This window comes from Bacillus altitudinis 41KF2b (assembly GCF_000691145.1).
Lineage (GTDB): Bacteria > Bacillota > Bacilli > Bacillales > Bacillaceae > Bacillus > Bacillus altitudinis.
The window spans coordinates 40,007-58,277 of record NZ_ASJC01000011.1 but is presented as its reverse complement, the minus strand read 5'-3'; the positions used below and the strand labels follow the sequence as shown (position 1 = coordinate 58,277).

Annotated in this window: 19 protein-coding genes; 10 read left to right on the top strand and 9 right to left on the bottom strand. The window is 43.2% G+C overall.

Annotated features, from left to right (window positions below):
- The first annotated feature begins 25 nt into the window (after positions 1-25).
- Genes gabT through BA79_RS15800 form a run of 3 tightly spaced genes read left to right on the top strand, consistent with a single transcriptional unit; the run spans position 26 to position 4,121 of the window.
- On the top strand, positions 26-1,342 hold the full coding sequence (gabT, locus tag BA79_RS15810; protein ID WP_035703857.1) for a 4-aminobutyrate--2-oxoglutarate transaminase: 1,317 nt from the start codon (positions 26-28) through the stop codon (positions 1,340-1,342).
- 21 nt (positions 1,343-1,363) lie between these two features.
- Positions 1,364-2,752 (top strand): APC family permease, encoded by a 1,389-nt coding sequence (locus BA79_RS15805; RefSeq protein ID WP_035703855.1) that lies wholly within the window; start codon positions 1,364-1,366, stop codon positions 2,750-2,752.
- Positions 2,727-4,121, top strand: a complete 1,395-nt coding sequence (locus BA79_RS15800) for an NAD-dependent succinate-semialdehyde dehydrogenase (protein WP_035703853.1) — start codon at positions 2,727-2,729, stop codon at positions 4,119-4,121. The genes BA79_RS15805 and BA79_RS15800 overlap by 26 nt, the downstream gene beginning before the upstream one ends.
- A 45-nt stretch (positions 4,122-4,166) precedes the next feature.
- On the opposite strand, the gene BA79_RS15795 is transcribed toward BA79_RS15800, so the two are convergent.
- The 3 genes from BA79_RS15795 to BA79_RS15785 all read right to left on the bottom strand — a co-directional run bounded on the left by BA79_RS15795 (position 4,167) and on the right by BA79_RS15785 (position 7,159).
- Positions 4,167-4,763, bottom strand: coding sequence for an NAD(P)H-dependent oxidoreductase (locus BA79_RS15795; RefSeq protein WP_007498130.1), 597 nt, complete (start codon positions 4,761-4,763; stop codon positions 4,167-4,169).
- 130 nt (positions 4,764-4,893) lie between these two features.
- Complete coding sequence (locus BA79_RS15790) at positions 4,894-5,508, bottom strand: YcnI family copper-binding membrane protein (protein WP_035703851.1); 615 nt, start codon at positions 5,506-5,508, stop codon at positions 4,894-4,896.
- A gap of 16 nt (positions 5,509-5,524) precedes the next feature.
- Positions 5,525-7,159: a copper resistance CopC/CopD family protein gene (locus tag BA79_RS15785; RefSeq protein ID WP_035703848.1), complete on the bottom strand. Its 1,635-nt coding sequence runs from the start codon at positions 7,157-7,159 to the stop codon at positions 5,525-5,527.
- Between the two features lie 507 nt (positions 7,160-7,666).
- Between BA79_RS15785 and BA79_RS15780 the strand changes: the two genes are divergently transcribed.
- The 4 genes from BA79_RS15780 to BA79_RS15765 all read left to right on the top strand — a co-directional run bounded on the left by BA79_RS15780 (position 7,667) and on the right by BA79_RS15765 (position 12,607).
- Positions 7,667-9,109, top strand: a complete 1,443-nt coding sequence (locus BA79_RS15780) for a PTS mannitol transporter subunit IIBC (protein ID WP_035703846.1) — start codon at positions 7,667-7,669, stop codon at positions 9,107-9,109.
- A gap of 95 nt (positions 9,110-9,204) precedes the next feature.
- The gene (locus BA79_RS15775; RefSeq protein WP_019743148.1) at positions 9,205-9,639 is read left to right on the top strand and encodes a PTS mannitol transporter subunit IIA; all 435 of its coding nucleotides are present in this window, start codon (positions 9,205-9,207) and stop codon (positions 9,637-9,639) included.
- Position 9,640: 1 nt separating this feature from the next.
- The gene (locus BA79_RS15770) at positions 9,641-10,762 is read left to right on the top strand and encodes a mannitol-1-phosphate 5-dehydrogenase (protein ID WP_017366623.1); all 1,122 of its coding nucleotides are present in this window, start codon (positions 9,641-9,643) and stop codon (positions 10,760-10,762) included.
- Positions 10,763-10,858: 96 nt separating this feature from the next.
- On the top strand, positions 10,859-12,607 hold the full coding sequence (locus BA79_RS15765) for a methyl-accepting chemotaxis protein (protein ID WP_035703843.1): 1,749 nt from the start codon (positions 10,859-10,861) through the stop codon (positions 12,605-12,607).
- A gap of 45 nt (positions 12,608-12,652) precedes the next feature.
- Here the strand turns inward: BA79_RS15765 and BA79_RS15760 are convergent, their stop codons facing one another.
- Genes BA79_RS15760 through BA79_RS15750 form a run of 3 tightly spaced genes read right to left on the bottom strand, consistent with a single transcriptional unit; the run spans position 12,653 to position 14,934 of the window.
- The gene (locus BA79_RS15760; RefSeq protein ID WP_035703842.1) at positions 12,653-13,519 is read right to left on the bottom strand and encodes an RnfABCDGE type electron transport complex subunit D; all 867 of its coding nucleotides are present in this window, start codon (positions 13,517-13,519) and stop codon (positions 12,653-12,655) included.
- Positions 13,477-14,457 carry an FAD:protein FMN transferase gene (locus BA79_RS15755; protein WP_248596549.1) on the bottom strand — a complete coding sequence of 327 codons (981 nt, stop codon included), beginning with the start codon at positions 14,455-14,457 and terminating at the stop codon, positions 13,477-13,479. The genes BA79_RS15760 and BA79_RS15755 overlap by 43 nt, the downstream gene beginning before the upstream one ends.
- A gap of 12 nt (positions 14,458-14,469) precedes the next feature.
- Positions 14,470-14,934, bottom strand: coding sequence for an FMN-binding protein (locus tag BA79_RS15750; RefSeq protein WP_035703841.1), 465 nt, complete (start codon positions 14,932-14,934; stop codon positions 14,470-14,472).
- A 350-nt stretch (positions 14,935-15,284) separates the two neighbouring features.
- Between BA79_RS15750 and BA79_RS15745 the strand changes: the two genes are divergently transcribed.
- Positions 15,285-15,677 carry a RidA family protein gene (locus BA79_RS15745; RefSeq protein WP_007498112.1) on the top strand — a complete coding sequence of 131 codons (393 nt, stop codon included), beginning with the start codon at positions 15,285-15,287 and terminating at the stop codon, positions 15,675-15,677.
- A 43-nt stretch (positions 15,678-15,720) separates the two neighbouring features.
- On the opposite strand, the gene BA79_RS15740 is transcribed toward BA79_RS15745, so the two are convergent.
- From BA79_RS15740 to BA79_RS15730, 3 genes are read right to left on the bottom strand one after another with little or no spacing between them, the layout of a single operon-like run.
- Positions 15,721-15,963, bottom strand: a complete 243-nt coding sequence (locus BA79_RS15740; protein ID WP_035703840.1) for a DUF2651 family protein — start codon at positions 15,961-15,963, stop codon at positions 15,721-15,723.
- A 31-nt stretch (positions 15,964-15,994) separates the two neighbouring features.
- Complete coding sequence (locus BA79_RS15735; protein ID WP_035703839.1) at positions 15,995-16,288, bottom strand: DUF5316 family protein; 294 nt, start codon at positions 16,286-16,288, stop codon at positions 15,995-15,997.
- Positions 16,289-16,313: 25 nt separating this feature from the next.
- Positions 16,314-16,691 carry a VOC family protein gene (locus BA79_RS15730; RefSeq protein ID WP_008347199.1) on the bottom strand — a complete coding sequence of 126 codons (378 nt, stop codon included), beginning with the start codon at positions 16,689-16,691 and terminating at the stop codon, positions 16,314-16,316.
- Positions 16,692-16,878: 187 nt separating this feature from the next.
- Here BA79_RS15730 and BA79_RS15725 point away from each other — a divergent pair, with 187 nt between their 5' ends.
- Together BA79_RS15725 and BA79_RS15720 are read left to right on the top strand one after the other, a co-directional pair.
- A complete protein-coding gene (locus tag BA79_RS15725; RefSeq protein ID WP_035703887.1) occupies positions 16,879-17,142 on the top strand; it encodes an excalibur calcium-binding domain-containing protein in 264 nt (87 codons plus the stop codon).
- Between the two features lie 103 nt (positions 17,143-17,245).
- Positions 17,246-18,025 carry a Cof-type HAD-IIB family hydrolase gene (locus BA79_RS15720; RefSeq protein WP_370539173.1) on the top strand — a complete coding sequence of 260 codons (780 nt, stop codon included), beginning with the start codon at positions 17,246-17,248 and terminating at the stop codon, positions 18,023-18,025.
- Positions 18,026-18,271: the final 246 nt, after the last annotated feature.

Genomic DNA, 18,271 nt, shown 5'->3' with positions numbered 1-18,271 from the left:
AAAGACATAAAGGGGATGGATGACAATGAGTCAAACGACAACAAACCGTTTTTCAACAGAGGAATGGCAGGGGAAAAGAGATCAATACGTCGCAAGAGGCGTAAGTAATGGCAACCGTCATCTTGCAACGAAAGGGAAGGGAGCCGAGCTTTTCGATATTGATGGCAATCGTTTTATCGATTTTGCAGGCGCCATCGGTACATTAAATGTAGGACACTCCCATCCAAAGGTTGTGGAAGCAGTCAAAGCACAGGCAGACAGCCTGATTCACCCAGGATTTAATGTCATGATGTACGAATCCTATATCGAATTGGCAGAAAAACTATGCCACCTCACACCAGGCGACCACGACAAAAAAGCCATTTTCTTAAATTCAGGTGCAGAAGCAGTTGAAAACGCAGTGAAAATTGCCCGTAAATATACGAAAAGACAAGCGGTTGTCTCTTTTACAAGAGGGTTCCACGGAAGAACGAATATGACGATGAGCATGACAAGCAAGGTCAAGCCTTATAAATTTGGATTCGGCCCATTTGCGTCAGAGGTGTATCAAGCGCCGTATCCTTATTACTATCAAAAACCTGAAGGATTAAGCGATGCAGCCTACGACGAATACATTATTGATCAGTTCAATCAATTCTTTGTCGCAACCGTTGCACCAGAAACAGTCGCTTGTGTGGTGATGGAGCCAGTCCAAGGGGAGGGCGGATTCATTGTACCATCGAAGCGTTTTGTCCAGCACGTTGCTTCATTCTGTCAGCAGCATGGCATCGTATTCGTGGCAGATGAGATCCAAACAGGATTCGCAAGAACAGGGAAATACTTTGCGATTGAACACTTCGATGTGGTGCCAGACTTAATCACTGTGTCAAAATCACTTGCAGCTGGCCTGCCGCTGAGCGGTGTTGTTGGCAGAAAAGAATTACTTGATGCAGCGGACCCAGGGGAGCTAGGGGGGACGTATGCTGGCAGTCCATTAGGCTGTGTGGCGGCATTGGCAGTACTTGATATTATTGAAACAGAACAACTGAATGAACGATCTGAACACATTGGACAAGTCATTGAGGACAAAGCGAATGAGTGGAGAAGTCAGTATTCATTCATCGGGGAAGTCCGGCGATTAGGGGCAATGGCGGCCATTGAAATTGTGGAAGATCAAAAAACGCGTACACCAGATAAGAAGACAGCCGCAGCGATTGCAGCCTATGCAAACAAGCACGGACTACTCTTATTAACAGCAGGGATCAATGGGAATATTATTCGCTTTTTAACACCACTTGTCATCACAGATGAGCTGCTGCAAGAAGGACTAGGGATTATCGAAGACGCCTTCACAGCACGCTAAACAACAAAGGGGGATGGTTGTATGCAAAAACAACAAATGGCTAAAACCATGTCGCAGTCAGACGTACTGTTTTTATCCATTGGTGCAATGCTTGGCTGGGGCTGGGTTGTACTTTCGGGAGATTGGATTTTAACAGCTGGATTTTTAGGAAGTGTGATTGCCTTTGTCATAGGGGGCATTCTCGTCATCTTTATTGGACTAACGTATGCAGAGCTTTCCTCTGCGATTCCAGAAACAGGCGGAGGACTCGTCTTTGTCCAGCGGGCATTTGGGATTAAATCAGCGTTTGTCTCCGCATGGGGCGTATTGTTCGGTTATGTGTCCGTGATTACGTTTGAAGCTGTCGCACTTCCGACAGTCATTGACTATGTCATTCCAACACAGCATGTTGGTTTCCTATGGAATATAGGAGGATGGGATGTTTACTTTACATGGGTATTGATTGGATCTGGCGGTGCGCTGTTTTTAACAGCTCTGAACTACATTGGCGCAAAGCCTGCTGCTATTTTTCAATCGGTGTTCACAGTGGCCATTATCCTGACAGGTTTTCTTCTATTAGGCGGAGCTACATTTAATGGAGATTTTGCAAACCTTGAGCCGATGTTTCAAGGCGGGGTTGGCGGTCTGATGGCTGTGTTAGTGATGATTCCCTTTTTATTCGTTGGGTTTGATGTCATCCCGCAGGTAGCGGCGGAGATTAACGCACCGAAGAAAATCATCGGGAGAATTTTGATTATCTCCATTGTGAGTGCGGTTGTATTTTATCTACTCATTGTCTTTGGAGTAGCGGCAGGATTGTCAAAAGGTCAACTTGAGGCTTCATCACTAGCAACAGCAGATGCCATGGTACAGCTTCTTGGTCATCAGGCGTTTGGGACTGTGCTTGTCATTGGTGGTGTAGCAGGCATTGTGACGAGCTGGAATGCATTTATCATTGGTGCAAGCCGTATCCTCTACGCAATGGCGGAAAGAGGCATGATTTCCAAATGGTTTGCGTATATTCATCCGAAGTATAAAACTCCGACAAATGCCATTTTGTTCTTAGGTGCATTGGCCTTTTTTGCACCATTACTAGGCCGACCTGCCCTCGTGTGGATTGTCAATGCAGGGGGTGTGGGCATCATCGTTGGGTATTTGATTGTGTCCATTGCCTTTATGAAACTTCGCAAGACAGAACCTGAGCTTGAGCGTCCATACCGCATTAAATATTGGCGGACGACCGGCGTTTTTGCCATTGGACTCAGTCTCCTTTTTCTTTCATTTTATTTTCCAGGGATGCCGGCTTCCTTATCATGGCCAGCTGAATGGATTTTGCTTTTAGGTTGGGCACTCATTGGGTATATACTATATGTAATGAATCCAAGAACGAAGGAGAAGATAGAGCATGACAAACGAACTCAAAGTGTATAATCCTGCAACCGGAGAAGAAATTGCCTCAGTTGCTCAGCATACAAAAGAACAGATTGAAGATGCGATCACTCGCTCACACAAAGCATTCAAAACATGGGCAAAAACGTCAGCCCATGAACGTGCAAATATCATTCGCAAATGGTTTGATCTCATGATCGAGCATAAAGAAAGACTTGCAAAAATCATCACAGAAGAAAACGGGAAGCCGTATCAAGAAGCATTAGGAGAAATTGTCTATGCCGCTGGATATATCGAATGGTACGCAGAGGAAGCAAAGCGGATTTACGGCAGAACGATCCCGTCTCATACGACAAACAAACGCCTATTTGTCACAAAACAGCCAGTCGGTCCTGTTGCCGCCATTACACCATGGAATTTCCCTGCGGCGATGATTACAAGGAAGGCGGCACCAGCGCTTGCGGCGGGCTGTACGTTTATCGTGAAACCTGCTGAAGACACGCCGCTTACGGCCATTGAGCTTGTGAAATTAGGCCATGAAGCCGGAATTCCAGAGGAAGCCTTGCAATGGGTGATTGGAGATGGAAAAGAAGTGGGGGAAATTTTCACAGATAGTCCATTGATCCGCAAGATCACGTTTACTGGTTCAACACCAGTTGGAAAACATCTCATCAAAAACAGTGCGAGCACAGTGAAGCACGTTTCTATGGAACTTGGCGGTCATGCCCCGCTGATCGTAGATAAGGACGCCAACCTTGAATTGGCTGTGAAACAAGCAGTGGCATCTAAATTCCGTAATGCAGGCCAGACGTGTGTTTGTGCCAATCGCTTAATCGTCCATGAAGAAATTCATGAAGCATTTGCGCAAAGCTTCAGCAAAGAAGTGGGAAAGCTGAAAGTAGGAAATGGGTTTGAAGAAGGCACGTCCATCGGACCGATTATCAATAAGCGAGGCTTCGATAAAATTGTCGACCAAATTCAAGATGCCATGGATAAAGGGGCGAAAGTTCTTGTCGGCGGCGATACCCATTTTGACGAGGAGAAGTCGTATTATTTTGTTCAGCCGACGGTGCTAACTCATGTCGACCCTTCAATGAACATTATGCATGAAGAGACGTTTGGTCCAGTTGCACCAATTACGACATTTAGCACTTTAGATGAAGCCATTGAATTAGCAAATGATACACCTTTTGGACTTGCGGCTTATTTCTTTACAGAGAATTACCGCAATGGCCTCTATATATCTGAGAATCTAGATTACGGGATTATTGGCTGGAATGACGGGGGACCATCCGCTGTGCAGGCACCTTTCGGCGGTATGAAAGAGAGCGGTATTGGTCGTGAAGGCGGCATCGAAGGCATCGAGCCTTATTTAGAAACGAAGTATGTGTCAATTGGTTTAGACGAATAACATGTGAAAAAGACTGTCCGAGAAGCCTCGACAGTCTTTTTTATGTTAAACAGCCGGTGGGAAAAGTTGATCCACCGTTTCTTTTGTTTCTTTGAGAATCTCGTGGATGTCGTCTGCAGATGCTTGTTCCATGCTGCTGAATAAGAGCCGTTCGACTGGCTGAACGCCGATCAGATCGAAGGCGGCTGTATCTGTCGTCATGTGATGGCTGGGGGTGATGATCATATTTGAATCAAGAAAGGTCCTCGGTGCATCATGCGTATTAATAATGACCCCTTTTTTGTCTCGAAGCAGATTTTTCACCACTCCGTTTTCATTGATCTCATACGCAAACCCCTCTGAAAAAACGCGCTCCACATAACCCTTTAGCATCGCCGGCAAGCCTGTCCACCATATTGGAAAGATAAACGTGAGGACATCAGCTTGTTGAATCAGCTTCTGCTCTCTTTGAACCGGTACCGGCACATGTCCGTTTCTCATGGCAACCTTTTCTGCTGTTGTCAGCTCTGGCGGAAAGCCAATGCTATACACATCACGAACCGTCACATCATGACCATTGTTCAAAAGAGTGCTTACAACAAGATCTAATAGGGTTTGATTTAAGCTTTGCTGGGGATGAGCAAATATGATTAGATGGTTCATCTCATAGCCTCCTAGGTGGTCATGTGTCTCATTATGGCATGCACGAGTATCCTATTCAATCCTATATTGGAAATGATAGGTTGGGAAAATAAAAAGCGACCGCTTGAAAAAACGATCGCTCATGTAAGGCTTATTTCTTTCTAAAAGCAAGTCCAAGTGCAATTAATGCCACAACTAAGGCTGCAATGGACAGACCAAGAACAAGTGGTGAAGAAGAAGAAGAGGCTGTTTCAGATGCCTTTTCTTCTTTTGGTTTTTCTTGACCATGTGAATCCGTTACGGTATTAGACGCAACAATGTTTGTGATCGAATGAGGCTTATCAGCGTCCTTGTCGCCAGTCCATTCAACTACTGTTCCATCCTTGTAATATTGATAGGCATCCCATGCCGCTTCGCCGGCTTTTTCAGGGTTTTTTGCGACAAACACGAATTGCTGGAACTGGCCAGCAAGGACACCATCGCCAGTTGCTTCCCAAGTGACTCTTGTGACTTTTCCGTTTTTCTCTTCAGTTGTTGTTTTCCAGCCAGGCACTGGCTCGTATTGCTGGAATTCTACGCCTTTAGGCATCGTGATGACAACCTTTGTTGTCGGACTGTCGCTTTCAGAAGGTACTTTTAACGTATAGGTTTCCCAAGCATTCGTTGCAGATGTATCAGGTTTGACTGTCACGTGTGCACTCACAGGAATCGCCAGTAAAAATGAAGCGAGAAGCATTGGTAATAAAGCTTTAAAGTATTTTTTCATATGATATGAACTCCTTTTAGTTTCTTCTAATGAATGTCGTATCGATGTTGTCAAAAGAACCAGTTAATGCATGAATCTCAATTTTCCAAGTGCCTTTTTCATTTAGTAAGAGGTTTTCAGCCGAGAAGTGTCCATTCTTTAATCGTTTCAGCTGAAATTCGTTTGGTGTTTCATCACCGAACAAGGAGACTTTGTGGATCTTAGCTGTCACTGATTGAATGTCTGTGATCGTTTGTCCATCCTTCTTCGTAAATGCCACCTCGAACGTGTTTTTACCTGGAGCATTCGGGGTAATGCTCAAAGACACAAGGTCACGATGCTCCACCTGATTGGCTCCAAAGAATGGTTCTGGTGCAGGCGGCGGAGGGCTTGGGATATTGGTGAATACGGCTGTTAATAGTAAAATAGCGATCCCAATGATCCACTCTGCTCGTAAAGATACGTTTCGTTTCTGCTTCTTTTCCCATCTCAGCATCAAATAATGGACGAGCCCAAGTAGACCCATGATGATAAATAAACCAAGTTTGATTAAGAAGGTGCGTCCATAGGCTGATTGGAAAAGGGCATCAAATGATTGCAGGATAAAAATCGCATTCACAAACCCAGAAAACACAATCAGTCCAACTGAGAGCAGTGCCCACGGATGAAAAGCTGTCAGGGTGCTGCGTATGAGCGGCTGATCTTCATTCGGCAGTTTCTTCATCAAAAGAAGGACAATGGCTGTTAAGCCGCCGACCCAAATAGATGCAGAAACGAGATGAATGAAATCGAGTGACGTTGTCAGTATTTTATTATCTGTAGCGGCTGGATGACCGATTTGTGCTTTCAGCCAAAGAAGCACGATGAAAATGAGCAGTGGAAACAGCCATACCCGGAAGGAAGTGAAGTTTCCTTTTTTCATCGCCACAATTGTCCAGATCGTCAGTAGAACAAATGACGCCATTAGCATCATCCACAGACTCCCGCCCGAAGTCGACGCAATGGTTTCTTGTAAAAGCGATGGTTGAAATGCCCCTAAAAAGGACACGTCTGCTGCTGATTTTGTTTGAATCGGCAGCTGGAACAAGAGTGCTCCGCCCATCATGATCAGTGAAACAGTCAAAAGTCGCTTCATTCGCCGGGCTAAAACGTCGGTTATGGGCGCTTTAAACCATAGAAGCCCAAATAAAATGGTTCCAAGAAATAAGCTAAATGACGTATACAGAAAGGCTTTGTCAATGGTTGAAGCCATATCAATGGATTCACTTGATTGTCCTTGATCTAATTGATCAAATCCTCCATCCGCTTTTCCGATACTAAACGGAATCATGCCAGACACAGAGTGCCCATCGGCTGATACCGCATTCCACTGAATGGTGTAAATGCCTTTTGGTAAATTCTTTTTTAAAGCTGCTTCCATGATCTTTTGCTCTTTGATGACCGTATCTCCTTGATCCACACGATCCCCTTTTGCATTGAACACCTTAATGGCATGAAATCCGCTTTCGATTCCTTCACTAAAGGTGATCGAGACTGCAGGAGGCTGCTGATCCAGCTCTTCATTTGCTACTGGATTTGAGCTCACCACATATGCATGAGCAAATGCTTCTTTTGAAATGAAAAATGAGAACATGAAGAGAAGCAGCAGAAGCCACTTACTATATTTCAACACTGTGAATAACCGCCTTTCTACCTATGAAAATGTCTCATGTATCAGAAAGAAAGCGGCAGTAAACTGTGAGTCACAGAAAAAACCGCTCTTTCTATTGTACCGCCCACTCTAAAAGGTAAACGAAACAAATAGCAAGATGGTTCACTTTTTCTGTGTCATGTCTGCGCAGACATTTCTTGTTTGAATAGGTTTGATCAATATAAGCCTATTCGATTTAAGAAGAGGAAACAAGAAGTGACGATTTGAAAGTTGTGAAATTCCAATGAATTTTGCGCCAAAACAACAGTAGATTCAACTTTTACCCCGCTATCATCTATGGTATGCCGAGAGATGTCACATCATTTTTCAATTTTGTCACACACTAAGTGACAAAGTGACATTTAGTTTCAATTGAAGGGAAAGTGAAAGCGTTTTACGATAGGTATAAGGGCTTCACTGACTCTCGTTATTATATCTTTTGACCTATAAAGCCCGAAATAAAGGGAGAGAAGAAAGGGGTTTACACAGATGCAGGAAAAAAGCGGATTCCGCGTGAAAGTACAGCGCTTTGGAAGCTATTTAAGCGGCATGATTATGCCGAATATTGGTGCATTTATTGCATGGGGACTCATTACAGCTTTGTTCATTCCAAGTGGTTATCTTCCGAATGAACAATTAGCTACACTCGTTGGACCGATGATTAACTACTTACTACCGCTCTTAATTGGTTACACAGGCGGTAAACTCGTCTATGACCATCGAGGCGGAGTGCTCGGTGCTACGGCTACGATTGGCGTCATTGTTGGCTCAGACATTCCAATGTTTTTAGGTGCCATGATCATGGGACCGCTTGGCGGTTATCTCATAAAGAAAATTGACCAGCTGTTCAAAGACCGAATCAAATCTGGCTTTGAAATGCTTGTGAATAACTTTACGGCAGGTATCCTCGGTGCCATTCTCGTTGCCATTGCATTCTATGCCATCGGCCCAGTGGTACTAGGTCTGAATAAAGCCCTTGCGGCAGGTGTAGATATCATTGTCAATGCTCATTTACTACCGCTGGCAAGTATCTTCATTGAACCTGCAAAAGTATTATTCTTAAACAACGCGATTAACCAAGGTATTTTAGGTCCGTTAGGGGTCGAGCAAGCAGCGAAGACAGGGCAATCTGTTCTGTTCTTGCTTGAAACAAACCCAGGGCCAGGTTTAGGTGTTCTTCTTGCGTATATGTTCTTTGGAAGAGGAAATGCGAAACAGTCTGCACCAGGTGCCATTGTGATTCAGTTCTTAGGAGGAATCCATGAAATTTACTTCCCGTACATCTTAATGAAACCAAAACTTATTTTGGCTGTCATTGCAGGGGGAGCAAGTGGTGTCCTGACGTTCACATTATTAAATGCAGGATTAAAAGCTGTGCCGTCACCAGGAAGTATTATTGCGCTTATGCTGATGTCTCCAAAAGGCGGTCACCTTGCCGTTTTAGCAGGGGTTGTCGTAGCAGCTATCGTATCGTTCCTTGTCGCATCGGTCATTTTGAAAGCATCTAAAGAAGTTGACGAAGATTTAACTGCAGCAACAGAAAAGATGCAGGACATGAAAGGCAAGAAAAGTGCAGCCGCCGCTGCTCTTACGGCACAAAATGAAAACGCTCAAGCAAACGAGCAAGCAGCATCTCCAAGTGATGTCAATCCAGATGACGTGAACAAAATCATCTTTGCCTGCGATGCAGGGATGGGTTCAAGTGCAATGGGTGCGTCCATTCTGAAAAACAAAGTGAAAAAGGCAGAGCTTGATATCGATGTGACAAACACTTCTATCAGCAACATCCCAGACGATGCGGATGTGGTCTTTACTCATAAAGATTTAACAGACAGAGCAAAGGCAAAGCTGCCAGGCGCTGTGCATATCTCAGTGGATAATTTCTTAAACAGCCCGAAATATGATGAGCTGATTGAGAAATTGAAAAAATAACATGACGAAACGGGTTGAGTCCAATTTTTCCTAATTGAACTCCCCGTTTTGGTTGTTTTCCTGATTTTTATTCTAAAAAAGGTGTGTGATCATGTATGAAACAAGTACTTTCTAAAGACAATATTTTTCTAAACGAACAAGCAGGTTCTAAAGAAGAAGCCATCAAAAAAGCAGGCGAAGTCCTCGTAGCAAACGGCTATGTCACAAGTGATTATGTCGACAAAATGTTTGAAAGAGAAGAGATTTCTTCTACATTTATGGGGAACGGCATTGCAATCCCTCATGGAACAGAGGATGCGAAAGCGGCTGTCCTTCATTCAGGGATTTCGATTATCCAAATTCCAGATGGTGTTGAATATGGTGAAGGAAATGTGGCGAAAGTCGTCTTTGGGATTGCTGGGAAAAACAACGAGCATCTTGATATTCTGTCTCAAATTGCGATTGTCTGTTCAGAAGAAGAAAATGTAGAACGGATCATTCATGCAAAGGATCAGGATGAACTGATCGCCATCTTTAACGAGGTGAACTAACATGAAGGCACTTCATTTTGGAGCAGGGAATATTGGCAGAGGGTTTATCGGATCTTTGTTAAAGACATCAGGCTTTGAGCTTGTCTTTACCGATGTGAATGAAGCGGTCATCAATGAGCTGAATGAAAGAGGAGAATACACGGTTGAACTCGCAGCACCAGGGCAGAAGCAAGAAGTAGTCGGGCCAGTATCAGCGATCAATTCTTCGCAAAACCCAGCGGCATTAACAGAGGCCGTTGCCACAGCCAATTTGATTACAACAGCTGTTGGACCAGCCGTATTGAAGATCATTGCCTCATCGATTGCTGAAGGATTAAAACAAAAAAAGCCGGACCATATCATCAACATCGTGGCATGTGAAAATATGATTGGGGGAAGTGCTCATTTAAAAGAAGCGGTGTTCTCTCATTTAACAGCAGATGAGCAAGCAGCGATATCACAAACCGTTGGCTTTCCGAACGCTGCGGTTGATCGCATTGTTCCGATTCAGCACCATGAGGACATTCTCAAAGTGTCGGTTGAACCATTTTTCGAGTGGGTCATTGATGAGACGGGCTTTATTGGAGATGTTCCTCAAATTGACGGAGCGACCTTTGTCCAAGATTTGACGCCGTATATTGAACGGAAGCTCTTCACCGTCAATACAGGACATGCACTAGCGGCTTATGTCGGGTATCAGCAAGGCGTAAAAACCATTAAAGAAGCTGTTGATACACCAGACATTCGTCAGGTTGTCGAAGGTGCCCTTCATGAAACGGGCAGTTATTTAATTGACGCGTATGGCTTCCGAAAAGAAGAACATGATGCGTATATTCAAAAAATCATCAAGCGATTTGAAAATGCTTTTATTTCCGATGAAGTGACTCGTGTCGCACGCTCTCCTCTTAGAAAGCTGGGAGCAGATGACCGTTTAATCGGTCCAGCGAAAAAGATCAAGCAGCCAGTGTACTTAATCAAAGGGATCGCTGCCGCTTTGGCTTACGACTTTGCAGAAGACGAAGAAGCGGTTCGCTTGCAGGCATTAAGGAAAGAAAAAGGCATTGAAGGTGTGCTTCAAGAGGTATGTGGACTCAAACCTGAAGACGATCTCTATCAAGACATCCTCAAAGAAACCGAGCGATAATCAAAAAATCCCTTTCTAACGTGAAAGGGATTTTTCTATGACTTTTTTAATACTTTCCCCTGCATGACGATATATGTAGTAAGGGGGAATTAGAACATGAAAAAGAAAGCGTTTGCTTCGAGAAGTGTCTTTTTTCAATTGATGTCAGCCATTATCGTTATGACAATTTTAACAGGCGGACTTGTAGGAACAACGGGGTATTTTTTAGCGAAAAATGTCTTAATTGATGCAGGGAAAGCAGATTTAAAACACATCGTAAATGGAGCGATGGCCACTCTTGAACAATTGAACGACCGTGTGGAGAACAAAGAACTGACGCTTGAACAGGCGCAGGAACAAGCCCGTATTTACTTGAGCGGGCCTAAAAATGACAACGGCAAAGGGTACCAATTTCAAAAATCAGATTTTATCTATAAAAATAAAGGCTACCTTGTCGCATATGGAGCCGATTATTCATCACAGGTTCATCCGGTTAACGACATCGGCGTCATCCCAGATAACACGACAAATCGTCAAAAAATGGTCGCTGGAGCCACAGCAAAAGGCGAGGATGCACACTATATCACCTATATGGATAAAGACGATGCCACGGGGGAAGAAAAGCAAAAACTCGCTTATATGAACCAGTTTACACCGTGGAATTGGAGTATAGGAATCGCCGTATTTCAGGATGAATTTTATAAAGAACTAGAGCAGATGAAGCTCTATATTATTCTCATTACAGCAGGTGTTGCTCTTTTAAGTATGGGTGTCTTTTATTTGGCAGCCCGAGGTAAAGTGAGACTGCTCAAGCAAGTCACGGCTGCTTCAAAAGAAATTGCGGCGGGCAATCTTGAACGCACCAGCTTAAAAGAAACCTCGGATGAAATTGGGCAGTTGGCAAAAGGCTTTAATCATATGTCAGGAGAGCTCAGAACACTTGTGAGCGGTTTGCAGGAAACGAGCAGCCAGCTCGTCGAATCTGCGACAGATCTATCCGCCATCTCTGAAGAAACATCCGCTAGCAGTGAAGAAATTGGCAGAGCGATTGGAGATATCTCAACTGGGACCCTTCATCAGGCATCAGACCTTGAGGTAGCCAATCAACAAATGACTCAGTTCAATCAATCCATTGAAAACGTCAAAGAACAAAGCGACCAGATCAAACGAATTTCAGACCAGTCGAACCAATCTTCCGAGCAGGGTCAGCAAATTGTCCAGCAATTAAAACAATCAAATGAGCAATCCATTCAGGCATCTCAAGGCATTCGATCAGGGATTGAGCAGTTAAGTACAAAAGTACAAGATATCTCTCAAATCACAGATACCATTGAAAGCATTTCAAACGAAACGAATTTACTGGCCCTGAATGCGAGCATTGAAGCAGCTCGTGCAGGAGAGCATGGCAAAGGATTCTCGGTTGTGGCGAGTGAAGTGCGGAATTTAGCTGAACAGACAAAGCAATCAGCTGTTCAAATACAGCAGATGATTCAAGGCATTAAAGAAGAAACGACGGCTACAGCTGGCATGATGTCCAAAACAATGGATCGTTTTGCCGAGCTTGATGAAGCGGTTCATGCAACAGAACAAGAATTCAATTCCATCTCTACATCGATTTCACAAACCATCGTTGAAACGAATGCGATGGCAAAAGAGCTGAATACCTTACTAGAACAAAACGACCTCATCACAAAAGCGATGCATGGTGCAGCGCATATTTCTCAAGAAAATGCCGCTGCGATTGAAGAAATCACTGCATCTACTGACGAACAAGTCACCGCCATCTCCAATGTGGCGAAGGCAGCAGAAAGGCTCAATGAGCTAAGCATGCGATTGAATCAAGATATTGCACGTTATCGTTTATAAGGTATGGCCAAACGGACGTCGAAAAGTCGATGTCCGTTTTTTTATTTAGACGACTTTCGTCCTTTTTGCCCGTCGCTTTTGATTTGTTTGGTACGTTCGATAGGCTTTCCAAGCATTGGCACATAAAAGCCCTGTGAGTAAGTAAGATAAGCTGTTAAATAGATAGAAGTCCACACACGAAACGACAGCACAGAGGATACCAAAGATGATTTGATCACGATTCTTTGCTGGTGAAGTAGGTGGATCAGTCAACATAAAGAATGCAAGGAACAAGACGGCATTTAAGTAGGGCGTAATAAAAGCAGATGAAGCATCCGTTAGGCCGATGAATCCCAATATGAGGTGAATGAGTCCGTATGCGGCTAGAAAGGCGAAAACTTGCGGGAACTTTTGTACGCGGCTTGTCACCAAATAACCGCCGACCACCACTAGGATTATAGTCCACCAAGGTAGAAGAGACATACCGCCCCACCAGCTTTGATTGGAAGAAAATAAAATGACTGAGAGCCATAAACCAAATGCGGCTGGATTCAAAATTGGTTTCTTTTGATAAGTGATGACATGCTTAGATAAAATGGCTACTGCGGCTGTGAAAGTAGATACAGCAAAAGAAGTGGCTGGACTGAGAACAATGCCAATAATCAGCCCTGTGAGCAGAGCTCCATCAGGGAATGTGTGTTTATGACGTTTCCGAATCACTCTTGTAATAAAAGTGTCAAGAATCAGTGCTGTCCCAATGCTGGTGGCAACTGTAGTGAGACCACTAAGAAATCCAGTGTGCAGACTGCCGGCGGCTAGAAGAACCAAAAGAATGGCAATGACATACCGTTTCGGCGTCCGAATGTAGGTTTTTAGTGAAGGCGATGATTTCAAAAATGTTTGGTCTGTGGTTGGTGCTGGCTGTAATTCCATGATGGAACCTCCTTCATCTCCGGTGTTAGGGTCATATCAGCATCTTGATCCACCATCACGGCAGGTATTTCATGTTCGGCTAAAAAAGAATAACCTCCTTCTCTACCTAATAAAAAAGCAGCTGTAGAGAGACTATCTGCGAGCATACCGAGTGGTGCAATGACGGTACAGCTTAACAAACTTTGTTCAGACTGTTTCGTTTGAGGGAGAATCAAATGGTGCGTATGAGGATCATTACGGCTGATCCGTTCATAGCTTCCAGATGTACAAATCGCACAATTTGTGGTTTGCATGACCATGATATTGGTCTTTTTTTGAAGGGGATGCCGAATCCCAATTGACCACTCTTCTTGTTGTTCGTTAAACCCAGATACCAACACATCCCCGCCAGCATTCATCATAAAGCCCTCCCATGCTTCAAGCTCTTTTGCGGCAAGATCGCACGCAAATCCCTTTGCAATAGAACCGAAATCCAAAATCAACGGTTTGTTCAAATAAATCGTCCGATTCATCTCGTTTAACTGGACGTCACGGTAATGAACAGCTGTATGTGGTACGTCATCTGATGAAAAAGTTTGTCCTGTCGTGTACAACCGATTGAATCCTTTTTGTTCCATGACTTTCCCGATGGTTGGATCATACTTTCCATTTGTTAATTCAGCTAACTCTAACGCATAGGCTGTTAAATCGAAAAGCATTTCACTGACAACTACCTCTTGCTTTGAACGATTGGCTAACTTCATGACTTCAGAATCAGAGCGGAAACGGCTAAAACGATGCTCGATATCGTAAAAAATGGAAAAGGCACGGTTGATGTCTTCTAAAACAGCTCGTCGATCTTCTTCATAGGCAACCACTTGAATATTGATAACAGTTCCCATAGCCAGCATGGATTTTTGATAAGTCATCAGTTTTTGTTGTCCTAACCATTTCATCATAGTGTCTCCTCTCTATGCCTTTGCCTGCTCTAAAGCCTGAGCAACGGCTGTTTCAAAATCCTGAGTACTTAATGTTGCACCGCTCACCGTATCTACATCAGCACTTTGTCTGATAACCACTTCATTAGGTAATGATGAAATGGAGCTTTGCCCGTATCTAGTGTTATCACTCGTAATCTCGACAGAAGTGATATTTCCTTGTTTGATGGTAACAGATACACTGATAGAGCCAATCTCATTTGATCCAGTACCAGAAAAAGTACCATCCTTGAGTTCAGTTTCTGAAGTGGTATCTTCTGTTTGCGTGGCGGTAGTATCTGATGTGAGAGATGTATCGTTTGAAGAAGCGTCTGCTTGTGTATTTGATTGTGCTGTTTGAAAGGCTTGCGCGTGATGGGTAGTTGCATAACCAGTGATGTATAAGCTGCTAATGGCTGCGGTGCAAAGACTAATCATTTTCTTATTTATTTTTGCCATGATGTATCCTACCTCCTATTACGATCTACTATATAGAAGAAATTTGAACAAACCATGAACAAGAAAAGAACGATTTTAGATAATGGGTATGAAGAATCAAAATATTGCACGTTATCATTTATCATTTATTTTTGACTGTGGTTCATTTATCAGGTAGGATGAAATAAATCTAAACCTTGCTCACGCAATCAAAAAGGAGTGTTTCGTCCATGAAAAAGAAAATATTGATGTTCTTACCTTGTGGCTACGGATACTCCACTGCTGTTTTCTTTTAGGATAGACAAAAATTGGTGAAGTCTGTCTACAGGAGGAAAAACACGCAGAAAAATCATAGTGAGTGAGGGATTTACATGGAAAAAATCACGAGAAAAAACCCAGAAAGTATGCCGAAACCCGTTGGCAACTACAGTCATATCACAAGGGTGCCAAAGGGTGCGGGGTTATTTGTGACATCAGGTCAAGTAGGGACAGGAGCGGATGGACAGATCCCATCAAGCTTAAACGACCAAGTCACCAATACGTTTGAAAATATAAAGAGAATCCTTGCATCAGAAGGGTTAAATGAAGAACACGTCATCAAAGTCAATATTTGGGCAACAGAAGAAATTGATTGGGATCATCTATATCCACAGTGGGATGCAATCTTCAAAACGGCATATCCATCAATGACCGTTGCCTATGTGACTGCATTAGGGTGGCCAGAGCTGAAAATCGAAATAGAGCTATGGTGTGCGGATATTTAATCAAAAAAAGAACAGTGCAAACTGTTCTTTTTTTGATGAGTATTTATGAAACAGCTTTGAATCGCTTTGTAATGAATGCACCGAGAAATGCACAGGCTGTGTAGATGATGACCCAAATGAGAAAGGTTTTATTTCCACCAATAAAGGTGAACATCAGAATCACACTCGCTACCAGCACAATCAAGGTGGGGAACCAAATGTTCTTTAAAAACAATGTGCCGAAAATACCAATCAGCACAGAGATCATAGGTAAACCAAATACAATGAATAAGACAAAAACAGCCATGTTAATTACTCCTTTGAACTAAATCAACTATTTACATAAAAACATATAACAGTGCTGCACCCATATGCGGAAGAGCAAAGATGATGAAAAGAAACGCCGTATCAAGACGAAACATCCGGTGTTCTTTTGTTTCAGAGTGATAGGCCGCTCGTGCCTCTTCCCCGTTGGTCCATGCACCCATAAGAAATCCAGATGCAACGAACGCAATAATAGAGATTCCACCACTGACGAATCCAATCCATTCATGGTGCTGTAATATGAGCGCCGCACTGCAAATCACCAGCATGGAGCAAACACCAGCAAAAAAAGCATGTTTCTTTCTCATTACGCTTCACTCCTTCGGACAGCTATTAGGAGACCGCATCACATATTTCAATGAAATGTCCATCAGGATCAGACACATAACTGACCGTTTGTCCCCACGGCTTCTTGGCAGGTTCCTTGATGACAGGTACCCCTTTTTCCTTCAAGGACGCAATGGTTTCATTCACATCATCCACAACAAAGCCAATCTCAAACGTTTGTGACGAGCTAACTGCCTCTGGAACAGGCAGACCAAGTGCCTCTTTCACATCTTGGCGTGAATTAATCGATAAGGTCACTTCTCCTGTATCAAACTCAACATAGGATTCAACTCTCAATTTAATCGGGAAACCGAGGATATGATGATAGAACTGAATACTTGCTTCAACATCGTTTACATATAGAATGGTATATTTCATTTTCATGTGGAAAGCTCCTCTCTTCATATACGTGTCAAAACCGGAAAGGTTTCCCACTCATTTTAACATATAGGTCATAAGAATTATTAAATTCCAAAAAAACCAATATTTTCACCTCAATCGTCTTGAAAAACAAAATGTGGTGACATATGATAAAAATGTAAAATGAGAAAAAATAGGGGGGACTTACATGTTGAAAAAAATTATGGTAGCTGTCTTGTCTTTCGGTCTTTTACTTAGCTTTACACAAGTTGACACTCACACAGCGGATGCAAAGACAGTCAAGTACAAAAACTGCAAAGCACTCAACAAAGTGTATAAAGGCGGCGTGGCAAAAAGCAAAAATACGAAAAACAAAGGTGGAAAAACGAAGTACAAGCCTTATGCATCAAAAGCACTTTACTTAAAAAATAAACACCTTGACCGTGATAAAGACGGCATTGCGTGTGAACGTTAAGAAGAAGTAAAAAGACCTGTCACAAGGTCTTTTTTCTATGGGATCAAACTCGTCCCTTTGTGCCATCTTCATCTTTATATTAAAATAAAGATAGATTCAAAAAATGATACAAAGTGGGGTACTCAATTTGTCAACACAAGCTGATAAGAAAGACATCCGATTGATTGCCATTGATATGGATGGCACGCTGTTAAACAGTGAGCACGTCATTCCTGAGGAAAATAAACAAGCCATTAAAGAAGCAGAAGCCAAAGGGGTCCATGTGGTGATTAGCACAGGACGTACGCTGATGACATGCCGAGAGCTGGTCGAGCCGCTGAAACTCTCTTCTTATCTTGTCACAGCGAACGGAAGTGAAATTTGGGATTCAAACTTCCAGCTGATCGAGCGAGAACTACTGCATCCCGATCACGTTCAGATGATGTGGGATCTAAAAAACAGATACGAAACCGATTACTGGGCATCTACTGTGGATAAAGTGTGGAGAGGAGAATTCCCAGAACGCATTCATGACCACGAATGGCTGAAATTTGGTTTTGATATTCATGACGATGCTGTTCGTGAGGAAGTCCTCCATACATTGAAAACAAATGGACAGCTAGAAATCACGAATTCCAGCCCAACCAATATCGAAGTCAATGCAGCAGGCATTAACAAAGCGGCAGCTCTTGCAAAAGTGGCAGAACGCATTGGCTGTACAATGGACAACGTCATGTCACTTGGCGACAGTCTGAATGATATGGCGATGATTCAAGAAGCCGGATTAGGCATTGCAATGGGCAATGCACAAGAAGTTGTGAAAGAAGCGGCTGATTGGATTACGGCTCCTAATACAGAGCATGGGGTAGCAAAAGCCATCCAGCATTGGGTGCTGTCTAAATAAACGAGTAAAAAAATAGATTGTTTACAAAGGGCTAAAATGAACTTGATTTTAGCCCTTTGTCTTCTTTGCGTAGGACGGACAAAGAATGCGAGAGTTTGTCTACACGCTGAAAGTGAGAGGACATGACCTCTCACTTTTTTGTTTTCTCCTAGTTCTAATGGTTATATGAGCTTGAAATACACTGGTATAAAGGGGTTTTTAGGGTATTTATTTTAAACCTCCCCTAGTTTATAAATTGATTGCATC